The 19479-nt window shown below is 71.8% G+C and carries 20 protein-coding genes and 2 tRNA genes; 17 read left to right on the plus strand and 5 right to left on the minus strand.

Features of this window, described 5'->3' with window-relative positions:
- Positions 1-202 precede the first annotated feature (202 nt).
- On the minus strand, positions 203-817 hold the full coding sequence (locus ABZ857_RS40365) for a cadmium resistance transporter (RefSeq protein ID WP_357054937.1): 615 nt from the start codon (positions 815-817) through the stop codon (positions 203-205).
- Between the two features lie 114 nt (positions 818-931).
- Between ABZ857_RS40365 and ABZ857_RS40370 the strand changes: the two genes are divergently transcribed.
- The 4 genes from ABZ857_RS40370 (at position 932) to ABZ857_RS40385 (ending at position 5190) form a co-directional block, all read left to right on the plus strand.
- Positions 932-1507, plus strand: coding sequence for a DUF1707 domain-containing protein (locus ABZ857_RS40370; protein ID WP_357054940.1), 576 nt, complete (start codon positions 932-934; stop codon positions 1505-1507).
- Positions 1508-1544: 37 nt separating this feature from the next.
- The gene (locus ABZ857_RS40375; protein WP_357054943.1) at positions 1545-1922 is read left to right on the plus strand and encodes a DUF2809 domain-containing protein; all 378 of its coding nucleotides are present in this window, start codon (positions 1545-1547) and stop codon (positions 1920-1922) included.
- A 121-nt stretch (positions 1923-2043) separates the two neighbouring features.
- Positions 2044-2946, plus strand: a complete 903-nt coding sequence (gene bla / locus ABZ857_RS40380; RefSeq protein WP_357054946.1) for a class A beta-lactamase — start codon at positions 2044-2046, stop codon at positions 2944-2946.
- Positions 2947-3030: 84 nt separating this feature from the next.
- Complete coding sequence (locus ABZ857_RS40385) at positions 3031-5190, plus strand: transglycosylase domain-containing protein (RefSeq protein ID WP_357054949.1); 2160 nt, start codon at positions 3031-3033, stop codon at positions 5188-5190.
- A 24-nt stretch (positions 5191-5214) separates the two neighbouring features.
- On the opposite strand, the gene ABZ857_RS40390 is transcribed toward ABZ857_RS40385, so the two are convergent.
- Positions 5215-5550 (minus strand): STAS domain-containing protein, encoded by a 336-nt coding sequence (locus ABZ857_RS40390; protein ID WP_357054952.1) that lies wholly within the window; start codon positions 5548-5550, stop codon positions 5215-5217.
- A gap of 209 nt (positions 5551-5759) precedes the next feature.
- Here ABZ857_RS40390 and ABZ857_RS40395 point away from each other — a divergent pair, with 209 nt between their 5' ends.
- Positions 5760-6287, plus strand: coding sequence for an NlpC/P60 family protein (locus ABZ857_RS40395; protein ID WP_357054955.1), 528 nt, complete (start codon positions 5760-5762; stop codon positions 6285-6287).
- Positions 6288-6289: 2 nt separating this feature from the next.
- A complete protein-coding gene (locus tag ABZ857_RS40400) occupies positions 6290-9628 on the plus strand; it encodes a BTAD domain-containing putative transcriptional regulator (RefSeq protein WP_357054958.1) in 3339 nt (1112 codons plus the stop codon).
- Here the strand turns inward: ABZ857_RS40400 and ABZ857_RS40405 are convergent.
- On the minus strand, positions 9609-10229 hold the full coding sequence (locus tag ABZ857_RS40405) for a hemerythrin domain-containing protein (RefSeq protein WP_357054961.1): 621 nt from the start codon (positions 10227-10229) through the stop codon (positions 9609-9611). The genes ABZ857_RS40400 and ABZ857_RS40405 overlap by 20 nt on opposite strands.
- Before the next feature lie 144 nt (positions 10230-10373).
- On the opposite strand from ABZ857_RS40405, the gene ABZ857_RS40410 reads away from it, so the two are divergent.
- The 10 genes from ABZ857_RS40410 (at position 10374) to ABZ857_RS40455 (ending at position 15157) form a co-directional block, all read left to right on the plus strand.
- Positions 10374-10583 carry a transposase gene (locus tag ABZ857_RS40410; RefSeq protein ID WP_357054964.1) on the plus strand — a complete coding sequence of 70 codons (210 nt, stop codon included), beginning with the start codon at positions 10374-10376 and terminating at the stop codon, positions 10581-10583.
- A 59-nt stretch (positions 10584-10642) separates the two neighbouring features.
- Positions 10643-11080, plus strand: a complete 438-nt coding sequence (locus ABZ857_RS40415; protein WP_357054967.1) for a hypothetical protein — start codon at positions 10643-10645, stop codon at positions 11078-11080.
- Between the two features lie 104 nt (positions 11081-11184).
- Positions 11185-11257 (plus strand) — tRNA-Thr (locus ABZ857_RS40420).
- Positions 11258-11436: 179 nt separating this feature from the next.
- Positions 11437-11510: transfer RNA gene (locus tag ABZ857_RS40425), tRNA-Met, on the plus strand.
- Positions 11511-11590: 80 nt separating this feature from the next.
- Positions 11591-11755: a 50S ribosomal protein L33 gene (rpmG, locus tag ABZ857_RS40430; protein ID WP_030510782.1), complete on the plus strand. Its 165-nt coding sequence runs from the start codon at positions 11591-11593 to the stop codon at positions 11753-11755.
- A 138-nt stretch (positions 11756-11893) separates the two neighbouring features.
- The gene (locus tag ABZ857_RS40435) at positions 11894-12343 is read left to right on the plus strand and encodes a MaoC family dehydratase N-terminal domain-containing protein (RefSeq protein WP_357054969.1); all 450 of its coding nucleotides are present in this window, start codon (positions 11894-11896) and stop codon (positions 12341-12343) included.
- Between the two features lie 2 nt (positions 12344-12345).
- On the plus strand, positions 12346-12774 hold the full coding sequence (locus ABZ857_RS40440) for a MaoC family dehydratase (RefSeq protein ID WP_357054972.1): 429 nt from the start codon (positions 12346-12348) through the stop codon (positions 12772-12774).
- A gap of 71 nt (positions 12775-12845) precedes the next feature.
- Positions 12846-13175, plus strand: coding sequence for a hypothetical protein (locus ABZ857_RS40445; RefSeq protein WP_357054974.1), 330 nt, complete (start codon positions 12846-12848; stop codon positions 13173-13175).
- A 150-nt stretch (positions 13176-13325) separates the two neighbouring features.
- Complete coding sequence (locus tag ABZ857_RS40450; RefSeq protein WP_357054977.1) at positions 13326-14375, plus strand: UDP-N-acetylmuramate dehydrogenase; 1050 nt, start codon at positions 13326-13328, stop codon at positions 14373-14375.
- A gap of 212 nt (positions 14376-14587) precedes the next feature.
- On the plus strand, positions 14588-15157 hold the full coding sequence (locus tag ABZ857_RS40455) for a TMEM165/GDT1 family protein (RefSeq protein WP_357054980.1): 570 nt from the start codon (positions 14588-14590) through the stop codon (positions 15155-15157).
- Between the two features lie 26 nt (positions 15158-15183).
- On the opposite strand, the gene ABZ857_RS40460 is transcribed toward ABZ857_RS40455, so the two are convergent.
- Both ABZ857_RS40460 and ABZ857_RS40465 read right to left on the minus strand, forming a co-directional pair.
- Positions 15184-18048, minus strand: coding sequence for an AAA family ATPase (locus ABZ857_RS40460; protein ID WP_357054983.1), 2865 nt, complete (start codon positions 18046-18048; stop codon positions 15184-15186).
- 116 nt (positions 18049-18164) lie between these two features.
- Positions 18165-18332, minus strand: a complete 168-nt coding sequence (locus tag ABZ857_RS40465) for a hypothetical protein (RefSeq protein WP_357054986.1) — start codon at positions 18330-18332, stop codon at positions 18165-18167.
- 206 nt (positions 18333-18538) lie between these two features.
- Between ABZ857_RS40465 and deoC the strand changes: the two genes are divergently transcribed.
- Positions 18539-19477, plus strand: coding sequence for a deoxyribose-phosphate aldolase (gene deoC / locus ABZ857_RS40470; RefSeq protein WP_357054988.1), 939 nt, complete (start codon positions 18539-18541; stop codon positions 19475-19477).
- Positions 19478-19479 lie beyond the last annotated feature (2 nt).

A 19479-nucleotide genomic window follows, 5' to 3' on the forward strand; every position in this document is an offset into this window, starting at 1 on the left:
GGAGGAGCCGTGCCGCCCACGGGCATGGGAGGGTGCGGCCCTCCCCGTTGGGCGACGAGCGAACGGCCACCCGAGACGGGTGGCCGAAGCTGACTCGGAGTTTAACTAGCGATCGTTTTTCCGGCTAGATCGTTCCATGGGGTGATTTTTCGCGTTGTGTGGTGGCCGGTCAGGGGCGCAGCCGACGAAGTGGCCGTGAAGTTCAGAGAAGGGCGATCAGGCGGCCGACGACCCCGGATTCGAGCACGATCAGCGTGCCGATCCCGGCGAAGACGAGCGGGACGAGCCAGTGCCCGAACCGCTCGGCGAACTCGACGACCTTCTTGTGCGAGCCCAGCCAGGACCCGGCCGCGCACCAGACGGCCACGAGTACGGCGAACACGGCGACGGTGAGCAGGGTGGCGCCGGGCCCGATGGTGCGGAACAGCGGCGTGTAGACGGAGATGTTGTCCGCGCCGTTGGCGACGGTGACGCTCGCGACCGACAGGACGCCCGTGGCCACCGGCGTCGCGGGCGCCCCGTCCCCGCCGGACGCCCGCAGCGCCGCGACCAGTCCGCGTACGCCGAGGGCGAGCGGGACCAGGCCGAGCAGGCCGACCCACTGGTCCGGGACGACCGCGAGGCCGAGGGCGGCGACGCCCGACACGACGACGAGTGCCGCGATGCCGGCGTACTGACCGGCGACGATCTGCCAGGGGCGCGGCCGGCCCTTCGCGCGGGCGGACAGGAACAGCACGGTCAGGATGACGACGTCGTCGACGTTGGTGCCCGCGAAGACCGCGCAGGCGGTGCCGAGCGTGGCCGGAATGCCGTCCATGGCCGGTCAGCATAGGAGATCCGCGTGCTCGGGTATTTCGGGCTGACGAACACTCCGATAACGGATATTCGTGCCTGGCGTGCGTCTAATGCCGATTACTAAACTGCTGAATTTGTGAACGACCAGGCGGAATTACGCGCCGGAGATCGGGACAGGGACCGTATCGCCGAGAGGCTGCGCGCCGCCGTCGGCGAGGGCCGTATCACCCTGGACGAGCTGACCGACCGGCTCGACCGCGCGTACGCCGCGCGCACGTACGGCGAACTGGACGCCCTGGTCGCGGACCTGCCCCCGACCCCGGCGGGGGAGCGGCTGCCGAAGCGGGCGGACGAGCTGCTGCTGTTCACCCGCGGCGCGCGGGCCGTCAGGAAGACCGGACGCTGGACGGTGCCGCCGCGCATCACGCTCGACTGCACCTGGCGGACGGCCGTGGTGGACTTCCGGCACGCGGAATGCCCGCACCGCGAGATCGACATGACCGTCCGGTGCGACTCGATGTTCGGGGACGTCGTCATCCGGGTGCCGGTCGGCTGGCGGGTGGTCGCCGACGAGGTGACCTCCGCCGGGTGGATCCGGCCCAAGCGCGTGCACAACACCTCTCCCGTGCCGCCCGATCCGGACGGCGTCGTGCTGCGGTTGTCCGGGAACATCGGCGGCGACATCTGGGTGCGCTACCACCGGATCCGCTGACGGCCGAGAAACGCCGGATTCCCGATAGGGTGCCCGGATGCCGCATCGCCGACTCGCCGCCCTGGCCGCCGCCGTGGTGGTCGTGGCCGCCGGCCTGGCGGTCCGGGCGCTGCTGCCGGGCGCGGTCGCCAAGTACGCGGGCGACCTCCTCTACACCCTCCTCGTGTACGCGCTGGTCGTCGTGGCCGCGCCGCGCGCCCGGCCGTTCGCGGTGGCGGCCGTGGCGCTCGGTGTGAGCTGGCTGGTCGAGTTCGCCCAGCTCACCGGAGTGCCGGCCGAGCTGTCGGCGCACAGCACGCTGGCCCGGCTGGTGCTCGGCACGACGTTCAACGCTCCCGACCTGTTCTGGTACGCGGTGGGCGCCGCCGTCGGATACGCCGTCCATTCGCTCCGTGCTTCCCCGGCTCGCCCCTGAGCTTGGTGCATAGGTGAACCGATATCGGTTGGTTGTCCATATGAATATTGGACATGTTCCGAACACTTTGCTTTGCTCCTGCGTCTAACGCACCTGTGACGGACGAGAGCAAGGACACCTGATGACACGGACGCTGCCGGTTACGCTGAAAGCCGCCATGATCACGGTCTCCATCCTGGTCGGCGCCGTTCCCGCGGCGACCCCGGCCGCCGCCGCGCCCCGGACGGACGTGTCCACGGCGCTTCGCGCCCTGGAGGCGTCGTTCAAGGGCCGCATCGGCGCGTACGCGATCGACACGGCGACCGGGAAGACGATCGGCTACCGGGCGGGCGAGCGGTTCGCGCTGGCGTCCACCTTCAAGGCGATGGCCGCAGGCGCGGTGCTGGCCCGCACCACCGACCGCGAGCTGACGCGGAAGGTCGTCCACTGGACGGCCGGCGAGGTGAAGCCGAACTCGCCGGAGACCGGCAAGCACGTGAAAGACGGCATGACCCTCGCAGAGCTGTGCCGGGCGGCGATCATCCACAGCGACAACACCGCCGGGAACATGCTGCTGAAGCGGATCGGCGGTCCCGAGGGGCTCACCCGCTACTTCCGCACGCTCAAGGACCCGATCTCCCGGCTGGACGCCTGGGAGACCGAGCTGAACGCGTGGTCGCCCAAGCAGAAGCGCAACACCACCACGCCCGCGTCGATCGCCGGCGACCTGCGCGCGCTCACGGTGGGCGACGCGCTCGGCGCGAAGGACCGCTCCCGGCTGATCGGGTGGCTGCGCGACAACACGACCGGGGACGCGCGCATCCGCGCCGGGCTGCCCACGACGTGGATCGTCGGCGACAAGACCGGCACCGGCGGCACGTACGGCACCGCCAACGACATCGCCGTGGTCTGGCCGGCCGAGGACGCCGCGCCGATCGTCATGGCGATCTACACCAACCGCCTGGCGGCCGATGGTTCCAGCGACGACAAGGTCGTCGCCCAGACGGCGACCGTGCTCGCGCGCGGTCTCGGCCGGCTGCCGTAACGCGCTGCCGTAACAGCGCGTTATGGGGCCGACCGCGCTTTACGGCCCCATAACCTTGTCTATAGCCATTTGGGGGAGGATCCGGTGAACGCTGCGGGGAAGGTGCTGCGTCTGGCCGCCATGGGAGCGGCGGCGGGCGTGCTGGTCGCGGGGATCGCGCTGCCGGCGGTGGGAGGCGCGGGCGTCGGGCTGGTGTCGGCCGTCGAGGACGTGGGCATCGAGCCCCGGGACCTCGCCGAGCCCCCGCTGGCGCAGGTCTCGGTCGTCCAGGACGTGAAGGGCCACGAGATCGCGCGGTTCTACGAGCAGTATCGCGAGGTCGTCCCGCTCGACCAGATGGCCGACATCATGAAGACGGCCATCATCTCGATCGAGGACTACCGGTTCTACCAGCACGGCCCGATCGACATCGAGGGCACTTTGCGCGCCCTGGCGAGGAACCTGCAGTCGGACAGGGTGGCCCAGGGTGGCTCGTCGATCACCCAGCAGTACGTCAAGCAGGTGCTGCTCAACGCCGCCCAGACCGAGGCGGAGAAGAACAAGGCCCTGGAGGCCAGCTACGCCCGCAAGCTCAACGAGCTGCGGTACGCGATGGGCGTGGAGAAGAAGTACTCCAAGGACCAGATCCTGGAGAAGTACCTCAACATCGCCTACTTCGGCGCGGGCGCGTACGGCGTCGAGGCGGCGGCCAAGCGGTTCTTCGGGATCAGCGCGAGCGAGCTGACGCTGCCGCAGGCGGCGACGCTGGCGGGAGCGGTGCAGGACCCCAACGCCACCGACCCCAACCTGGGCAAGACCAGCCGCGACCGGCTGCTGAAGCGGCGCAACGTCGTGCTGGACCGGATGGCCGAGCTGGGCAAGATCACCGAGGCCCAGGCGGCCGAGGCGAAGAAGGCCAAGCTCGGCTACAAGGGGACCCCGCTGCCCGGCGGCTGCGAGTCGAGCACGTATCCGTACTTCTGCGTCTACGTGCGCAACGAGATCCTCAGCAACCCCGACTTCGGCAAGACGGCCAAGCAGCGCCTGGCGTTCCTCAACCGCGGCGGCCTGACGATCAAGACCACGATCGACCCCACGATGCAGGCCGCCGCGGACAGGGCGATCAGGAAGTGGGTCCACCCGTCCGACAACCCCGTGGCCGCCGAGGCGCTGGTCCAGCCCGGCACCGGGGCGATCAAGGCGATGGCCGCGAGCCGCCCGTACGGAACGCGCAGGAGCAAGAACGAGATGTCCTACAACCTCGTGGCGGACGCCGCGCACGGTGGTGGCATGGGCTTCCAGGCCGGTTCGACCTTCAAGACGTTCACCCTGCTCACCGCGCTGAAGCAGGGCATGAAGATCAACGACGGGTTCAGCGCGGGCGCCGGTTACACCGCACCGGCCTCCACGGCGTTCAAGAGTTGTGACGGCACGAACGTGGGCGAGACCGGCTTCACGGTCACCAACGACGAGGGAGCGCCCGGCTGGCTGACCCTGCAGACCGGCACCTGGCACTCGGTCAACACGTTCTTCATGCTGCTGGAGCAGCGGGTCGGGCTCTGCGAGGTGGTCAAGACGGCCAAGTCGCTGGGCATCCACCGCTCCGACGGCGCCCCGCTCCAGGAGTTCGAGACGTTCACGCTCGGCATCAACGAGATGGACCCGGTGACGGTCGCCAACGCCTACGCCGCGATCGGCGCGCGCGGCAAGTACTGCGCGCCGATGGCGATCACCCAGATCACCGACAGCACCGGCAAGACCACCGACTACAAGCCCAAGTGCCGCCAGGTCCTCGACCCCGAGGTGGCGGACGCGGCGGCGCACGTGCTGTCGGGCGTCCTGACCAAGGGCACGATGGCGGCGGTCGGCGGCATCGGGCGCGACGCGGCGGGCAAGACCGGCACCAACGACAACTCCTCCTCCGCCTGGTTCGCCGGGTTCACCCCCGACCTGGCGGGTGCGGTCAGCGTCGGCGATCCGCGCGGCGCCCAGAAGTACAAGCTGAACGGCGTCACGATCGGCGGCCGTTACTACGGCTCGGTGTTCGGCGCCAGCATCCCCGGCCCGATCTGGAAGGACACCATGCTGCGGGCGCTGCGCGGCGTGCCGCCGACGGAGTTCACGCCGGTCGACGGCGAGCGGTACGGCGGCTGCGGCGAGAGCTGCCGGCGGGTGGAGACCACCACGCCTCCGACGGGAGACGTGGTGACCGTGACGCCCCCGACGGGAGGCGGCGACATGCCGGTGACGATCCTGCCCGACTGATCCTGCCCGACTGATCCTGCCCGATCAGTCGTCCAGCGCGTCGGCGGTGTCGAGGACGCGGAACAGCCGGGTGAGGTTCGTCCAGCGCAGGATTCGCAGCACCTGGCCGCCTGGCGCGATGAGCGCCAGGTCGCCGTCCCTGTCGCGCAGGTTGTGCACCAGGCGCACGAGCAGCCCCACGCCCGTGGTGTCGATGAACCGGACCTCGCTCAGGTCGAGGGCCAGCCACGGGCCGCGGGCCTCGATCTGGGTGAGCAGCGGTTCGCGCAGGTGCCGCACCGAGTGGAGATCCAGCTCTCCGCGCAGCCCGAGCACCCACCAGCGGGTGGGGGAAGGGGGTTGTGCCGTCCACGTCTCCACGGTGGTTCCCTTCGCTCTCCTTGGCGCCGGGGACCACCGGGGGAGCGGGACGGGGAGGTCCGGGGCGACAGACGAAGCGCTTCGACCGACACGCCGATGAACGTACGAGATGAGCCGTACTCAGGGTAACAATCCCCCTCCGGGGCGTCGATCGGGTGAAGTAAAGCTTCCATGGTCAAGAAAGGGATGAGTGACTATTGTCACGATCCATGGGGGTTAAGCGGGCCCTGAAGCGCCGGCTGGTTGTGATCGGGGGAATCGTCGCGCTGGCCGCCGCGGGATCGGCGCCGCTCAACGAGGAACTGACCAGGGCCGTCACCGTCGCGTACGCCGCGCAGGGCGCCCTGCCATACTCGTGGGGCGGCGGGCACGCGGCGCGGCCCGGACCGTCGAAGGGGACGTGCCGGGGGTACACCGGCTCGGTCAAGCCCTGCCCGGCTCGCCGGACGCGCGGCTTCGACTGCTCGGGGTTCACCCGATGGGTGTACGGCCGGGCGTTCGGCGGCGACGTGCTCGGCCCGGGCAACACCGACGACCACATCGGCAGGCTGCGCCGGGTGGACGTGCCGCAACCCGGCGACCTGGTCTTCTACGGCAGACCCGGCAGAACCCACCACGTCGGGGTGTACGTCGGCGGAGGAAAGATGATCAACGCGTTCGCCACCGGGACGCGCATCCGCATGGACGACGTGTCCGTGCTGGACGACCTGCTCGGTTACTACCACTATCCGGCCTGATCATGACCGTGGACCTGAGACTGCGGGTTCTGGGGCGGATCGCGGCGGAGGTCGACGGGCGCCCCGCGGACCTCGGGACCTCGCTCCAGCGCGCCGTGCTGGCCCGGCTGGTCTGCGCCCAGGGACACGTGGTGTCGACCGACCGGTTCGTCGACGACCTGTGGCGGGGCCAGCCGCCGCCGCGCGCGCTGGGCGCGCTCCAGGTCTACGTCTCGAACCTGCGGCGGGTGCTGGAGCCGGGCCGCGCCCCCCGCGCCGCCGCCCGCGTGCTGGTCAGCGCTCCACCCGGCTATCGGCTGGCGCTCGAACCCGGCGACGTGGACGCCTGGCGCTTCCCCCGGCTGGTCGAGTCCGCCGCCGGCCTGCTCGCCGAAGGGCGGCCCGCGCGAGCGCTGGAGGTCGTGGACGAGGCCCTGGCGCTGTGGACCGGCCCGGCGTACGCGGAGTTCACCGAGGAGGAGTGGGCCGTTCCCGAGGTGGTCCACCTGGACGAGCTCCGGGCGGTCGCCGTGGAGTATCGCGCCGAGGCCGGGCTCGCGCTCGGCCGCCACGCCGAGGTCGTCCCCGAGCTGGAGCGCCACCTCACCGCCCATCCCCTGCGCGAGAACGCCGTACGGCTGCTCGCGCTCGCCTACTACCGGGCCGGTCGGCAGGGGGAGGCGCTGGCGGTCCTGCGCCGGACCCGCGACCTGCTGGCCGACCAGCTCGGCGTCGATCCCGGGCCCGCCCTGCGCGCGGTGGAGACGGACATCCTCGGGCAGGCCGCGTCGCTCGACGTGCCCCCTGCCGTCCGGGCCCCCGTGGTCCGGGCCCCTGTGGTCCCGGCTCCCGCACCCACACCCGACCCCGAGCCCGAGCCCGAGCCCGAGCCCGTCCGCATGGTCGGCCGTACGGCGGAGCTGTCCCGGCTGGCCGCCGCGGCCGAGCAGGCCAGGGCCGGTTTCCGCATCGCCTGGCTCGGCGGCGAGGCGGGCTCGGGCAAGAGCACGCTGGCCGACGCGCTCGTGCGCCGCCTGGCGGCCGGCGGCTGGCAGACCGTGGTCGGCCGCTGCCCCGAGACGACCGGCGGCGTGCCGCCCGCGTGGGCGTGGAGCGAGGTGCTGCGCGACCTGTCCGCGACCTGCCCGCCCGAACCCGGGACCGCGGCCCGGCTGGCGCCCCTGCTGACCGACCACGCCGCGCCCGTGGGCCAGTTCTGGCTGGCGCGGGCGGCCGGCGACTACCTGGAGGGCGTGCCGGGACCGCTGCTGATCGTGCTGGAGGACGTGCACCGCGCCGACGAGGAGACCCTCCAGCTCCTGCGCCACCTGGCCGGCCGCCTGGCGCGGACGTCTGTCCTCGTCCTGCTGACGCACCGGCCGGCCGAGGCGGGCGACGACCTCACGGCCACCGGCGCGGCGCTCGCCGTGCAGGCGGCGGAGAACATCACCCTGGGCGGTCTCGGCGAACGCGAGGTGGCCCGCCTGCTCGCGGACCGCTCCGGCACGGAGGTCGACGAGGCCACCGTGCGCACGGTCACCGAGCGGACCGGGGGCAACCCGCTGTTCGTGACCGAGACGGCCCGGCTGCTCGCGGTGGACGGCCCGTCGGCGGCCCACGCGCTGCCGCCCGGCGTGCGCGACCTCATCCGCCGGCGTCTCGCCCGGCTGCCCGCGACGGCCCAGACGACGCTGCGCAACGCGGCCGTTCTCGGCCGGGAGGCCGACGCCGACGTGCTGATCGCCATGCCGGGGGCCGACGAGGAGACCGTGCTCGACGGCCTGGAGGCCGGCGTGCTGTCCGGCCTGCTGGAGGAGCCGCGCCCCGGCCGCGTCCGGTTCGCCCACGTGCTCGTCCGCGAGACGCTGTACGAGGACATCCCGCGGCTGCGCCGTACGCGCATGCACGGCAAGGTCCTCGCGGCGCTGGAGCGGGTGCGCCCGGGCGACGTGGGGGCGCTCGGGCACCACGCGCTCGCCGCCGCGACGACCGCGACCGCCCGCACGGCGGCCGAGTACGCGGCGCGGGCCGCCGGGCAGGCGACCGCGCTGTACGCGCACAGGGAGGCGGCGGCGCTGCTGGAGGGCGCGCTGGGCGCGCTCGACCTGCTGAGCGAAGGGGCGAGCGACGCGCCCCGGGACGTTCGCCTCGACCTCCTGTGCCGCCTGGTGTCCGCGCAGGCGCACGCGGGCGACGTGATCACGGCGGTGGGCAACCGGACGAAGGCGCTCGCGACGGCCCGCCAGATGGGTGACCGTGGCGCGGTGGCGCGGGCGGTGTCCTCGCTCGACGCGCCGGTCATCTGGACCATCCAGCCGGGCCGCGCGCTCGACGCCGATCTCGCCGCGGCGATCGAGGAGTCGCTGCCCGCGGAGGCCGGGAAGCTGCGCTGCCGGATGCTCGTCGCCCTCTGCCACACGCTGGAAGGACACGACCCGGAACGCATCGAGGCGGCCAGCGCGGAGGCACTGGCGATCGCCGACGGCCTCGGCGACCTCCGCCTGCGGTGCATGGCGCTCAACGCCCGCTACTGGGTCTGCCTGACCCCGGACAGGCGGGACGACCTGGAGACGCTCGGGCACGACCTGCTGGCCGCCTCGGCCGCCGCCGGGCTCCTCGGCTACCAGACGCTCGGCCACTTCTCGCTGCTCATGGTCGCGCTCAGCCGCAACGACTGGACCACGGCGCGCCGGCACGCCGATCAGGCCATGAAGCTGTCGACGAGTGGCCAGCTCGGCCTGGCGCTCGGCATCCTCGCCTTCCTCGACGCCCTGCACCTGCTGGTCAGGGGCGAGTTCGAGCGGGCGGAGAGCGTCTACACGCAGCTCGGGGAGCGGCTGGCCCGCACCGGCGACGCCAACGGCGCGATCGTGGGAACGGTCGGCCGCTTCGTGGTCAAGCTGGCGGCTGGGCGGATCCACGAGTCGGTGGAGGAGCTCGCCGCTCTCTGGGAACGCCAGCCGCAGGACCTGTGCGAGCTGTACACGCGGGCGCTCGTCGGCGCCGGCCGTCTGGAGGAGGCCCGCGTGGTCTGGTCGCCCGGACGCCTTCCGCGCCGGGACTACTACTGGCTGGTGCTGATGGCTCTCCGCGCGGACAACGCGATCGCGCTCGGCCACCGGGCGGCGGCCGAGGAGTGCTACCGCCTGCTGCTGTCGTCCGACGGCGAGCTGGCCGGCCTGCACTCGGGCTCGGTCACGCTCGGGCCGGTCGCGCGGACGCTCGGCGACCTGGCGGTGTTCCTCGGCCGGTCCGGCGACGCCGAGGCCCACTACCTGCGGGCAGCCGAGGTCGCCCGGCAGGTCGGCTCCCCGCACTGGGAGGAGGCCGCCCGCCGGGCGCTCACGCGGCGCCGAAGATGAGCCGCTCGCGGCGGCGGTGGGCGCGGCGCATCAGCGCCAGCATGACGACCAGGACGGGCCCGGCCAGCTTGCGCAGCTCCGCCAGCTCCTCCGGCCGCGCGTGCTGCTCGATCCTGGGCAGCTCGAAGCGCACGTCGCCGCCCTTGCGCACATGCTGCTCCATCTCCTCCCAGTCCTTGCCGGAGACGTGCCGCATGATGATCGGGAAGATCGTCCGCTCCTCCTCCTGGATGTGCTCGTCGAGCAGGTCGGCCAGCCGGCGCAGCGGCTTGGCCAGCTCGGCCGGGTCGCCCGCGACCGCCTGGATCTCCTCCAGCAGCGGGTCGAGCTCGGAGTGGTCCTCGCTCAGCTCGCTCAGGTCGATCTCGGCGCCCGCCGAGCGGACGAGCAGGGGCCACAGATGGTCGTCCTCCGCCTTGTGGTGATGGTGGATGCCGCGGCACAGCTTGGTCGCGTACTCGCGGATGGCGGCGGCGCGCTCCGGGCCGCACGGCCGCCGGCCCGCGGCGATCTCGGCGGTGACGTCGGCGAGGCGCCGGGAGTCGGTGCGCATCGCCCGGTGCGCGATGCGGAAGCCCAGCAGGTTGGGGGTGTCGGACATCGAAGGGCCCTTCGTGAACGTGGGAACGGTGGTGCGTCACGCTCACTGTGCGGCCCGGCACTTGGGGTCGATTAAGACCCTACTTAAGGCGATTCCCATGGGACGGGAGATAGGCGTGGGGAAGACCCGATAGCTTGTTCCCCTATGGACAGCCGATGGGTGGGACCGGACGGTTACGAGATCGTCCCCGCGTACCGCTGCGACCGCCAGGTGCTGCGGGTGCGGCGCCATGGTCAGGTGGTCGCCGACTGCCTCTCGGTCGAGGAGGTCGCCCGATATGTCGACCTCGCCGACCTGTGCGAGGTGATCCCGCTGCCCGCCAGGGCCGGCGACGCCCGCACGGCCGCCAAGTAGGCCGGTCACAGGCGTAACAGCGGCGGGGCCTGGGCACTCAGAGTGCCGAGGGGGAATCGATGCGCCTGCCTGTCTGTGTGCCCGTCAGCCTGTCTGTCGCTGTCACCGCGCTCTGCGTCGCCGTCGCCGTCGGCGGCTGCGGCTCGGCGCCCACGGGCTCGGCGGCCGAGACGCCGGTGTACGTGCTCAACCTCCAGAACTCCGAGCGGGGCAGGGCCGAGCAGCGGCCGGCGAACCTCGTGCTCTCGGAGTTCAGCACGATGAGCGGGGTCACCTGGCGGACCTGGGGGCCGACCCGGGCGACCGGCGCGGGCAGGCTCAGCGGCACCTGGTGCCTGCCCGAGTGCGCGGACGCGCCCTACGCCGCCACGGTGACGCTGAGCAGCGTGATCCCGGTCAAGGGCAAGGGCTACTTCAGCCGGTACGCGGTCACCGCCGACGTGCCTGTCCGGCACCGTCCCGAGGCCGATCTGTCCGGCGTGCTGCCGACGCCCTGAACCGTGCCCCTGAACCGTGCGCCGGAGGAGATTCGAATTCGCACACACCGCCGTGGCCGTGTATGGTTACACCTGTCCGCAGCGCGAGAGCGGCAGGCGGACCCGCCCCTATAGCTCAGTCGGCAGAGCGTCTCCATGGTAAGGAGAAGGTCAACGGTTCGATTCCGTTTGGGGGCTCTAGTCGGGAAGTCCTATCCAAGCAGTGTTTCTGACTGAGCGCTGCAGGGTGGGGCTTTCGGCTTGGTGGGGACTCCTCGTCCTCGCCGGAAGACCGACCTCGATCATGGCTGATCCCGATGCGCGAATAGCCGTACAGGTCGGGTATCCTTGCGTGGCCGGATGCAGTTTCCGGCCAAGGCGGAGTAGCTCAGTCAGGCAGAGCAAGCGGCTCATAATCGCTGTGTCGCCGGTTCAAGTCCGGCCTCCGCTACTACCCTGCCGGGTCACCTCGATGAAGGCGGCCCCGGCGTGGGTTGTCCAGTAGTCCCGAACGCAGAAAGGCACTCCCACGTGGCTGCCGCAGACGTTAGGCCGAAGATCACGCTGGCCTGCCAGGAGTGCAAGCACCGCAACTACATCACGCGGAAGAACCGGCGCAACGACCCGGATCGGCTTGAGCTGAAGAAGTACTGCCCGAACTGCAAGACGCACCGGGCGCACCGCGAGACCCGCTAGGTTCCGGCACGAACCGCACGCACTTCCGACACCGGCGTTCCCCTCCTGGGGCGCCGGTTTGTCGTGTCCGGAGCACGCCCATCGACGATCGTTCTGTTACGGTACGGCTCACCCAGCTCATCCGAAGGAGCCCGGCCGATGCCCTTGAACCGCGATTTCGTCGGGCGGACGTACGAGTCGTCCGCGCCCTACGAGGTCAGCCGCGTGAAGATCAGCGAGTTCGCCACCGCGATCGGCGACCCCAACCCGATCTACCACGACAGGCAGGCCGCCGTGGCCGCGGGGCACCCGGACGTCGTCGCGCCGCCCACGTTCCCCATCGTGTTCAGCCTTCTCGGGACCGGTGACGCGCTCGCCGACCCCGACCTCGGGCTGAACTTCGCGATGGTCGTGCACGGCGAGCAGAGGTTCGAGTACGAGCGGCCCATCCACGCGGGCGACGAGCTGGTGTGCGCCTCGACCATCGCGGAGATCCGCAGCGTCGGCCGCAACGAGTTCCTGACCCTGCGCAGCGACGTCTCGACCACCTCGGGCGAGCTGGTCTGCCGGACGTACAACATCATCGTGGAGCGGGGAGGGGCGGCCTGATCATGGCGGCGACGGTCAAGTACGACGAGGTGGAGACCGGCCAGGAGATCCCGGCCGTCGAGTACCGGGTCCGCCGGGTGGACCTGGTGAGGTACGCCGGCGCCTCGGGCGACTTCAACCCCATCCACTGGAACGAGCGGCACGCCAAGGCGGTCGGCCTGCCCGACGTCATCGCGCACGGCATGTACACGATGGCGCAGGGCGGCCGGTTCGTGACGGACTGGGCGGGCGACCCCGGCGCGGTGGTCGAGTACGGCGTCCGGTTCTCGTCCATGGTCGTGGTGCCGGACGACGACAACGGCGCGACGATCACGATCAGCGGGATCGTCGAGGACAAGCGCGAGGACAAGCGCGTCGTCGTCGCGCTGACCGCGAAGTCCGGCGACGCCCGCGTCCTGTCCAAGGCTCGCGCGGTGGTCCAGCTCTCCTGACGGGTCTCTCCTGACCGGCCTCTCTCGGTCGGGCCCGATTGGCCGTGGCGGTGCTGGGTAGCGGTCGGATCGTGAGCGAGCGAGACAGTGCAGCCGACCGCACCGGCGACGTCGCGGGCGTCGCCGCGGAGACCCAGGACCCCGGCAAGGCCGGCGACGCCCACGGCGGCGCGATGCCACGCCCGCGGGTGGAGAACGCCAGGGAGGCCGCCGGAGCCGCGGGCCGGGAAGAGATCACCGAGGTCGAGCGGGACGTCGCGCCCGGCGGGACCATCGAGACCGCGCTGACCCCCTCGGGGGAGGCGTCGATGGTCGCCTCCCAGCTCCTGTGGGACGGCAGCTCGGCCACGTCGAGGATCGACGAGTCGATCGCCGAGGCGGAGCGCGAGGACCGCGGATAACCGCCCCGCGCCGGCTGCGCGGATCGAAGAGCAGGTCCCGACTATCCTGTTCGTCGGGACGTTCCGGATTGCGCCTGTCACGGTCCGCGGCTCGCCTCGGCGTCCCCTTCCCGGCCGCGTCGAGCCGGGACCGGACGTGCGAGGAGACCGATGGCTGACCGGTTGGCTGGGGTGCCGCTCGCCCCGTACACCACGCTGCGGACGGGCGGACCGGCCCGGGCGTTCACGCAGGCGGAGACGCAGGACGAGCTGGTCGCGATCGTGGCCGAGGCCGACCGTGCGGGCGAGCCCGTGCTGGTGCTCGGCGGCGGCAGCAATCTGGTCGTGTCCGACGACGGGTTCGACGGGCTCGTGGTGCGCGTCGCCACCCGGGGTGTGGACGTCACGGTCGAGGACGGGCGTGCGCTGGTCACCGTGCAGGCGGGGGAGGACTGGGACGCCCTGGTCGCCCGCTGCGTGGCCGAGGGCTGGTCGGGGGTCGAGTGCCTGTCGGGCGTTCCCGGGCTGGTGGGTTCCACCCCGATCCAGAACGTCGGCGCGTACGGGCAGGACGTCTCGCAGACCGTCGCCGGCGTCCGGGTGTACGACCGGATGACCGGAGAGGTGGGGGACCTCACGGCGGCCGACTGCGGCTTCGCCTACCGGCACAGCGCGTTCAAGCACGACCCCGGCCGGCACATGGTGCTGGCCGTCACCTACGCCCTGGAGTGCTCCCCGCTGTCGGGGCCCGTGGCGTACCGGGAGCTGGCCGTCCGGCTCGGCGTGGAGATCGGCGCGCGGGTGCCGCTGGCCGACGCGCGGGAGGCGGTGCTGGAGCTGCGGCGGGGCAAGGGCATGGTCCTCGACCCCGACGACCCGGACACGCGCAGCGCGGGGTCGTTCTTCACCAACCCCGTGCTCGGCCCGGAGGAGGCGGCGGCCCTGGCGCTGCGGGCCCCCGGCCACCCGCGCTGGGACCTGCCCGACGGCATGGTCAAGGTGCCGGCGGCCTGGCTGATCGAGAACGCCGGGTTCCCCAAGGGCTACGAGAAGGGCCGGGTCCGTATCTCGACCAAGCACACGCTGGCCCTCACCAACCCCTCAGGCGAGGCGGGCGCGGCCGAGTTGCTGGCGCTGGCCCGCGAGGTGCGCGACGGCGTGCACGAGAAGTTCGGGGTGTGGCTCGTCAACGAGCCCGTACTGGTGGGAGCGCGTCTTTAGCTCCCTTAGACTGGGAGAACACCGGAGGGGAGTAGTCCGAAATCCACTGATCGACACACTGGCGATTCGTACGCCCGGTCGTGGAGCCCCCGTGGCGGACGAGACCTTCGGCCCGACAGTCATGATCACATGCTGCCGGGCCGAAGTCGTGCCCGAACTCCCCGGGTGTCGTACGGCGGCCCGGTCGCACCTCCCCTCTAGGAAGGCGACCCGTGCAAGCCCTCTGGATCTCCCTCGTCGTCATCTTCGTGGCCGAGCTGGGCGACAAGAGCCAGCTCATGGCCCTGACCTTCGCGACCCGGTTCAAGACGGGGCCGGTGCTGGCCGGCATCACCGCCGCGACCGCGCTCGTCCACCTCGTCAGCGTCGGCCTCGGCAGGGTCGTCGGCGACGCCCTCCCCACCACCGCCATCTCGATCATCGCCGGGCTCGCGTTCCTCGCCTTCGCGGCGTGGACGCTGCGCGGCGACGAACTCACCGAGGAGGAGAAGGGCAAGGCGGCGAAGACCACCCGCAACGCGTTCATCGCCGTCGCCGTGGCGTTCTTCCTCAGCGAGCTGGGCGACAAGACCATGCTCGCCACCATCACGCTGGCCACTCAGCACGGCTGGTTCGGCACGTGGGTCGGTTCGACCGTGGGCATGGTCGCCGCCGACGCGCTGGCCATCCTGGTCGGCCGGTTCCTCGGCGCGCGCCTGCCCGAGAAGTGGATCAAGTACGGCGCGGCCGCGGCGTTCGCCGTCTTCGGTGTGCTCCTGCTGGCCGAGCCCCTGTTCGCCTGATCCCTGTTCGCCTGACCCCTGCTCGCCTAGTCGAGCAGGGACAGGCGGTGGGCTGCGGCGGCGGCCTCGCCGCGGGTCGACACGCCCAGCTTGGGCAGGATGTTCGACACGTGCACGCTGACGGTCTTGGCCGAGATGAACAGCTCGGCCGCGATGTCCCGGTTGCTGCGCCCGGCCGCCACCAGGCGCAGCACCTCCAGCTCGCGGGGGGTCAGTTCGGCCTGCCGTACGGGCTCGGACGGCGCGGCGTCTGAGAGCGGTGAGCCGACGCGGCGGGCCAGCGTCTCGATCTGGGTGACCAGGGGGGTGGCGCGCAGCGCGACCGCGAGCGGGCAGGCCTCACGCAGGCGCGCCGAGGCCCCCTCGCGGTCGCCACCCGCGGCGGCGGCCATGGCGCCGTGCAGCAGCGCCTTGGCCCGGACGTACGGACGGCCCAGCCGCCGCCACGCCTCGGCCGCGGCGTCGAACTCGCCCCGGTAGACCAGCCCGAACGCCTCGTTCACCGGCCCGTCGCCCAACTTGACGGCCAGACGGTCGCCCAGCTCCCGCACATGCGCCACCCGGTCGGGGGCGACCGGAGCCGCCGCGTCGCAGACGTACCGGACCGAGGCGAGCAGCCGCCCGGCGAGCATGGCCTTGCGGGCCAGCGGCGGGTCGTCCAGCGCCGCCTCCAGCACGTCGAGGGCCGCCAGCGGCTCGCCGCGCAGCAGGTGCCACGCGAGACGCAGGCGGGCGTTGTTCGTCCACTCCTGCGTCTGCTCGTCCCGGTGCGGGGAGAAGGCGCCGACCTCGGTGAGGATGTCCTGCGCCAGGTCCTCCTCGCCGCGCGCGATCGCGATGTCCGCCCGGACGCGCAGCATGTGCCACCGGTTGCGCAGGGTCGGCCCCATCGTCAGCGACCGTTCGATGATCTCGACGGCCTCGTCCCACCGGCCGAGCGACTCCAGCGCCTCCGCCCGGTTGTTGGCGATGAACGTGCCCTGGTGGCGGAACCTGCCGTACCGCCGGGCGAGCTTCTCGCCCTCCAGCGCGAGCGCCACGGCCTCCTCCGAACGGCCGAGGTTGTCGAGAGCGTCGACGTTGTTCGCCAGGGCGCGCAGGATGATGCGGGGCGAGTTCAGGCGGGTGCCCATCGCCAGCGCCTGCTCGTTGGTCGCGAACGTGGTCTCCAGGTCGCCGTTGATGGAGTGGCCGAGCGCGAGGTTGATCAGGAGGTCGGCCTCCTGCACCTCGTCGCCCATCTCGCGGGCGATGCGCAGCGCCTCCTCGGTGAGCGCGGTGCCCTCGGCGACCCCGTCGGCGCACATCAGTCCCTGGCCCAGCCGGGTCAGCACGAGCGCGCGGACGTCGCCCGGCTGAGGGACCAGCCGCTCGGCACGCCGCAGGTCCTCCAGACTCCCCGGCTTGCCCTTGTGCGCCTTCACGTTGGCCATGCGGACCAGCAGTTCGGCCACCCGCTCGGGGGAGGTGCGCTCGTCCAGCTCGGCGAGCGCGCCGCGCACGTACTTCTGGCTCTGCTCCATCTCGCCGCTGAGGAAGGCCGCCTCCGAGGCCCGCTCCAGCACCGTGCAGTGGTCGTGGCCGATGCGCTCGGCGGCGTCGGGGACCTTGTCCCACAGCGTCAGCACGCGTTCGAGCAGTTGGATCTGCTCGGTGTAGGCGAACGACTTGGCCGCCTTCTCGGCCGCCTCCCAGGCTGCGATCAGCGCCCACAGGTCGTCGCGGGCGGAGTACCAGTGATGGGCGATCTCGATGGCCGCCCGGCCCGGGGGCACCCTGGTCCGGTCGCGGTCGATCTCCTCGGCGTACCGCGCGTGCATCCGCGCGTGCTCGCCGGGCAGCAACTCGTCGTGGACCGCCTCGCGGATCAGGGCGTGCCGGAACGCGTACGCCCCGCCGTCGGCCACCTGCAGCACGTTGGCCGCGATGGCCGGCCGCAGCGCGTCCTCCAGGTCCACGTCGGACAGGCCGCTGACCGCCGCGAGCAGGTCGTGCCCGACGCGTACGCCCCCGGCGGCGGCGACCCGGAGCACCCGCTGGGTCTCCTCGGGCAGCCGCTCCACCGAGCCGATGATCAAATCGTGCAGCGAGTCGGGGAACGAGCGCTCGTCGCCGCAGTCGAGCAGCGCCTCCACGAACAGCGGGATGCCGCCGCTGCGTTCGAAGACCCGGTCCACCTTGGCGAACTCGGGGGTCACCCCGAGGATCCCGGCCATCTGCGCGGCGACCTCGTCCTGGGTGAAGCGGGGCAGGTCCACCCGGACCACGCCGTCGACCCGCCCCAGCTCGGCCAGCACCGGCCGCAGGGGATGGGTGCGGTGCAACTCGTCCGAGCGGTACGTCATGACCATCAGGACGGGAGCCGACTTGAGGTTGCGGCTGAGGAACGCGATGAGGTCCCGGCTGGAGCGGTCCGCCCAGTGGATGTCCTCGATGACGAGCACCACCGGCCGCCGCTCGGCGAGGCGCTCCAGCAGGGCGAGGATCAGCTCGAACAGCCGGGCGCGGGCCGACTCGGTCTCCCCGTCGCCACTCGGCTCGCCGAACTCGGGCAGCAGCCTGGCCAGGTCGCGGGCGGCGCCGTCGGGCAGCAGGGCGGCGACCTCGGCCGCGCCGCACTCCCTGACGAGCTGCCGCAGCGCGGCGGTGAACGGCGCGTAGGCCAGGCCCTCGGCGGACAGCTCCACGCAGCCCCCGACGAGCACGTGGGCGCCGTCCTGCGCGGCCTGCTCGGCGAACCGGCCGGCGAGGCGGGTCTTCCCCACGCCCGCCTCGCCGCCGATGAGCACCGCCGCGGTGATCTGCTTTCCGGCCTGGTCGTAGGCCTCGCCCAGGGTTTCAAGCTCCACGCCCCGCCCGACGAAGACGGGGCTCACCGCCCGGCGTGTCATGTCGTCAAGCATGTCATGACCCTTTGCGTGGCTTCGCATGATTTTTGCTGCCTCATGTCACGGCGGCTTAAAGGCCCGGCCGGGAGGGAGGGTCCGGCCGGGCCTTCGTACGCGTCTCATGAGGTGCGGAGCTTGCCGAAGGCGGCACGCAGCCGGCGCTGGCCGGAGCGCTGCTGAGCCTTCCTGTCCGCCTGCGCCTGGCGGGCGCGGCGGTGGCTGGCGGCCTCCTCCTGGAGCTCGGCAACCCGGCTGATCATTACCTGGTAGTGGAGTTCGGGACCCATCGTGGTCTCCTTGTTTCGGGGTCTCTTTCCGTACTCCTCAAGGTTCGGTCTAAGGCGTGGTGCGGCACATCGGGCGGATGCCCTATCTCTGGCATGGCCCGGTGGCGTAGGGCTTCTAAGGCGGGTAAGGCGATGCCTTAGGGAGGCCGGGATCCCCGGGTTTGGAATCATTCCGACTGGTCGGGGATGCTGGTCTCGTGCCAACTATGACTACTCCGCTCGCGGAGGTCGCCTCCTCACCCTCGACGCTGCGGGCGTTCCTGCACGGACTGCCCGGGGTCGACCGGGTCGGGGCGGACGCCCGGGCCGCGATGCTGGGCACGCGATCCATCAAGACGACCGCCAAGAAGCAGGCCATCGACATGGCCATCGGGATGGTCGACCTCACCACCCTGGAAGGCGCGGACACCCCCGGCAAGGTCAGGGCGATGTGCGCCAAGGCGGTGCGGCCCGACCCCACCGACGCGTCGGTGCCGCCGGTCGCCGCCGTCTGCGTGTACCCCGATCTGGTCGCGACCGCCGTCGAGGCCCTCGCCGGGTCCGGCGTGAAGGTGGCCTCCGTCGCCACGTCGTTCCCCAGCGGCCGGTCCTCCCTGGAGGTGAAGGTCGCCGAGACGTCCCTCGCCGTGGCCGCCGGAGCGGCCGAGATCGACATGGTGATCGACCGCGGCGCGTTCCTCGCCGGCGACTACCTCAAGGTGTACGAGGAGATCGTCGCCACCAAGGAAGCCTGCGCCGACGCGCATCTGAAGGTGATCCTGGAGACCGGCGAGCTCGCGACGTACGACAACGTGCGGCGGGCCTCCTGGCTCGCGATGATCGCCGGGGCGGACTTCATCAAGACCTCGACCGGCAAGGTCTCGCCGGCCGCGACCCTCCCGGTGACGCTCGTCATGCTGGAGGCCGTGCGCGACTTCCTGGCCGCGACCGGCCGCAAGGTGGGCGTGAAGCCCGCGGGCGGCATCCGCACCACCAAGGACGCGATCAAGTACCTGGTGCTGGTCAACGAGACCGCCGGGCCGGACTGGCTGCACCCCGACTGGTTCCGCCTCGGCGCCTCCTCGCTGCTGAACGACCTGCTCATGCAGCGGCAGAAGATGGCCACCGGCCGGTACGCCGGTCCCGACTACTTCACGCTGGACTGAGG

This window comes from Microbispora sp. NPDC046933 (assembly GCF_040644635.1).
Classification (GTDB): Bacteria; Actinomycetota; Actinomycetes; order Streptosporangiales; family Streptosporangiaceae; genus Microbispora.

Coding starts and splice junctions, on each gene's coding strand:
- ABZ857_RS40365 (WP_357054937.1), bottom strand. CDS start 817: ATGGACGGCATTCCGGCCACGCTCGGCACCGCCTGCGCGGTCTTCGCG.
- ABZ857_RS40375 (WP_357054943.1), top strand. CDS start 1,545: ATGCCGCATCGCCGACTCGCCGCCCTGGCCGCCGCCGTGGTGGTCGTG.
- bla (WP_357054946.1), top strand. CDS start 2,044: ATGACACGGACGCTGCCGGTTACGCTGAAAGCCGCCATGATCACGGTC.
- ABZ857_RS40395 (WP_357054955.1), top strand. CDS start 5,760: ATGGGGGTTAAGCGGGCCCTGAAGCGCCGGCTGGTTGTGATCGGGGGA.
- ABZ857_RS40400 (WP_357054958.1), top strand. CDS start 6,290: ATGACCGTGGACCTGAGACTGCGGGTTCTGGGGCGGATCGCGGCGGAG.
- ABZ857_RS40405 (WP_357054961.1), bottom strand. CDS start 10,229: ATGTCCGACACCCCCAACCTGCTGGGCTTCCGCATCGCGCACCGGGCG.
- ABZ857_RS40410 (WP_357054964.1), top strand. CDS start 10,374: ATGGACAGCCGATGGGTGGGACCGGACGGTTACGAGATCGTCCCCGCG.
- ABZ857_RS40415 (WP_357054967.1), top strand. CDS start 10,643: ATGCGCCTGCCTGTCTGTGTGCCCGTCAGCCTGTCTGTCGCTGTCACC.
- ABZ857_RS40435 (WP_357054969.1), top strand. CDS start 11,894: ATGCCCTTGAACCGCGATTTCGTCGGGCGGACGTACGAGTCGTCCGCG.
- ABZ857_RS40440 (WP_357054972.1), top strand. CDS start 12,346: ATGGCGGCGACGGTCAAGTACGACGAGGTGGAGACCGGCCAGGAGATC.
- ABZ857_RS40450 (WP_357054977.1), top strand. CDS start 13,326: ATGGCTGACCGGTTGGCTGGGGTGCCGCTCGCCCCGTACACCACGCTG.
- ABZ857_RS40460 (WP_357054983.1), bottom strand. CDS start 18,048: ATGACACGCCGGGCGGTGAGCCCCGTCTTCGTCGGGCGGGGCGTGGAG.
- ABZ857_RS40465 (WP_357054986.1), bottom strand. CDS start 18,332: ATGGGTCCCGAACTCCACTACCAGGTAATGATCAGCCGGGTTGCCGAG.
- deoC (WP_357054988.1), top strand. CDS start 18,539: ATGACTACTCCGCTCGCGGAGGTCGCCTCCTCACCCTCGACGCTGCGG.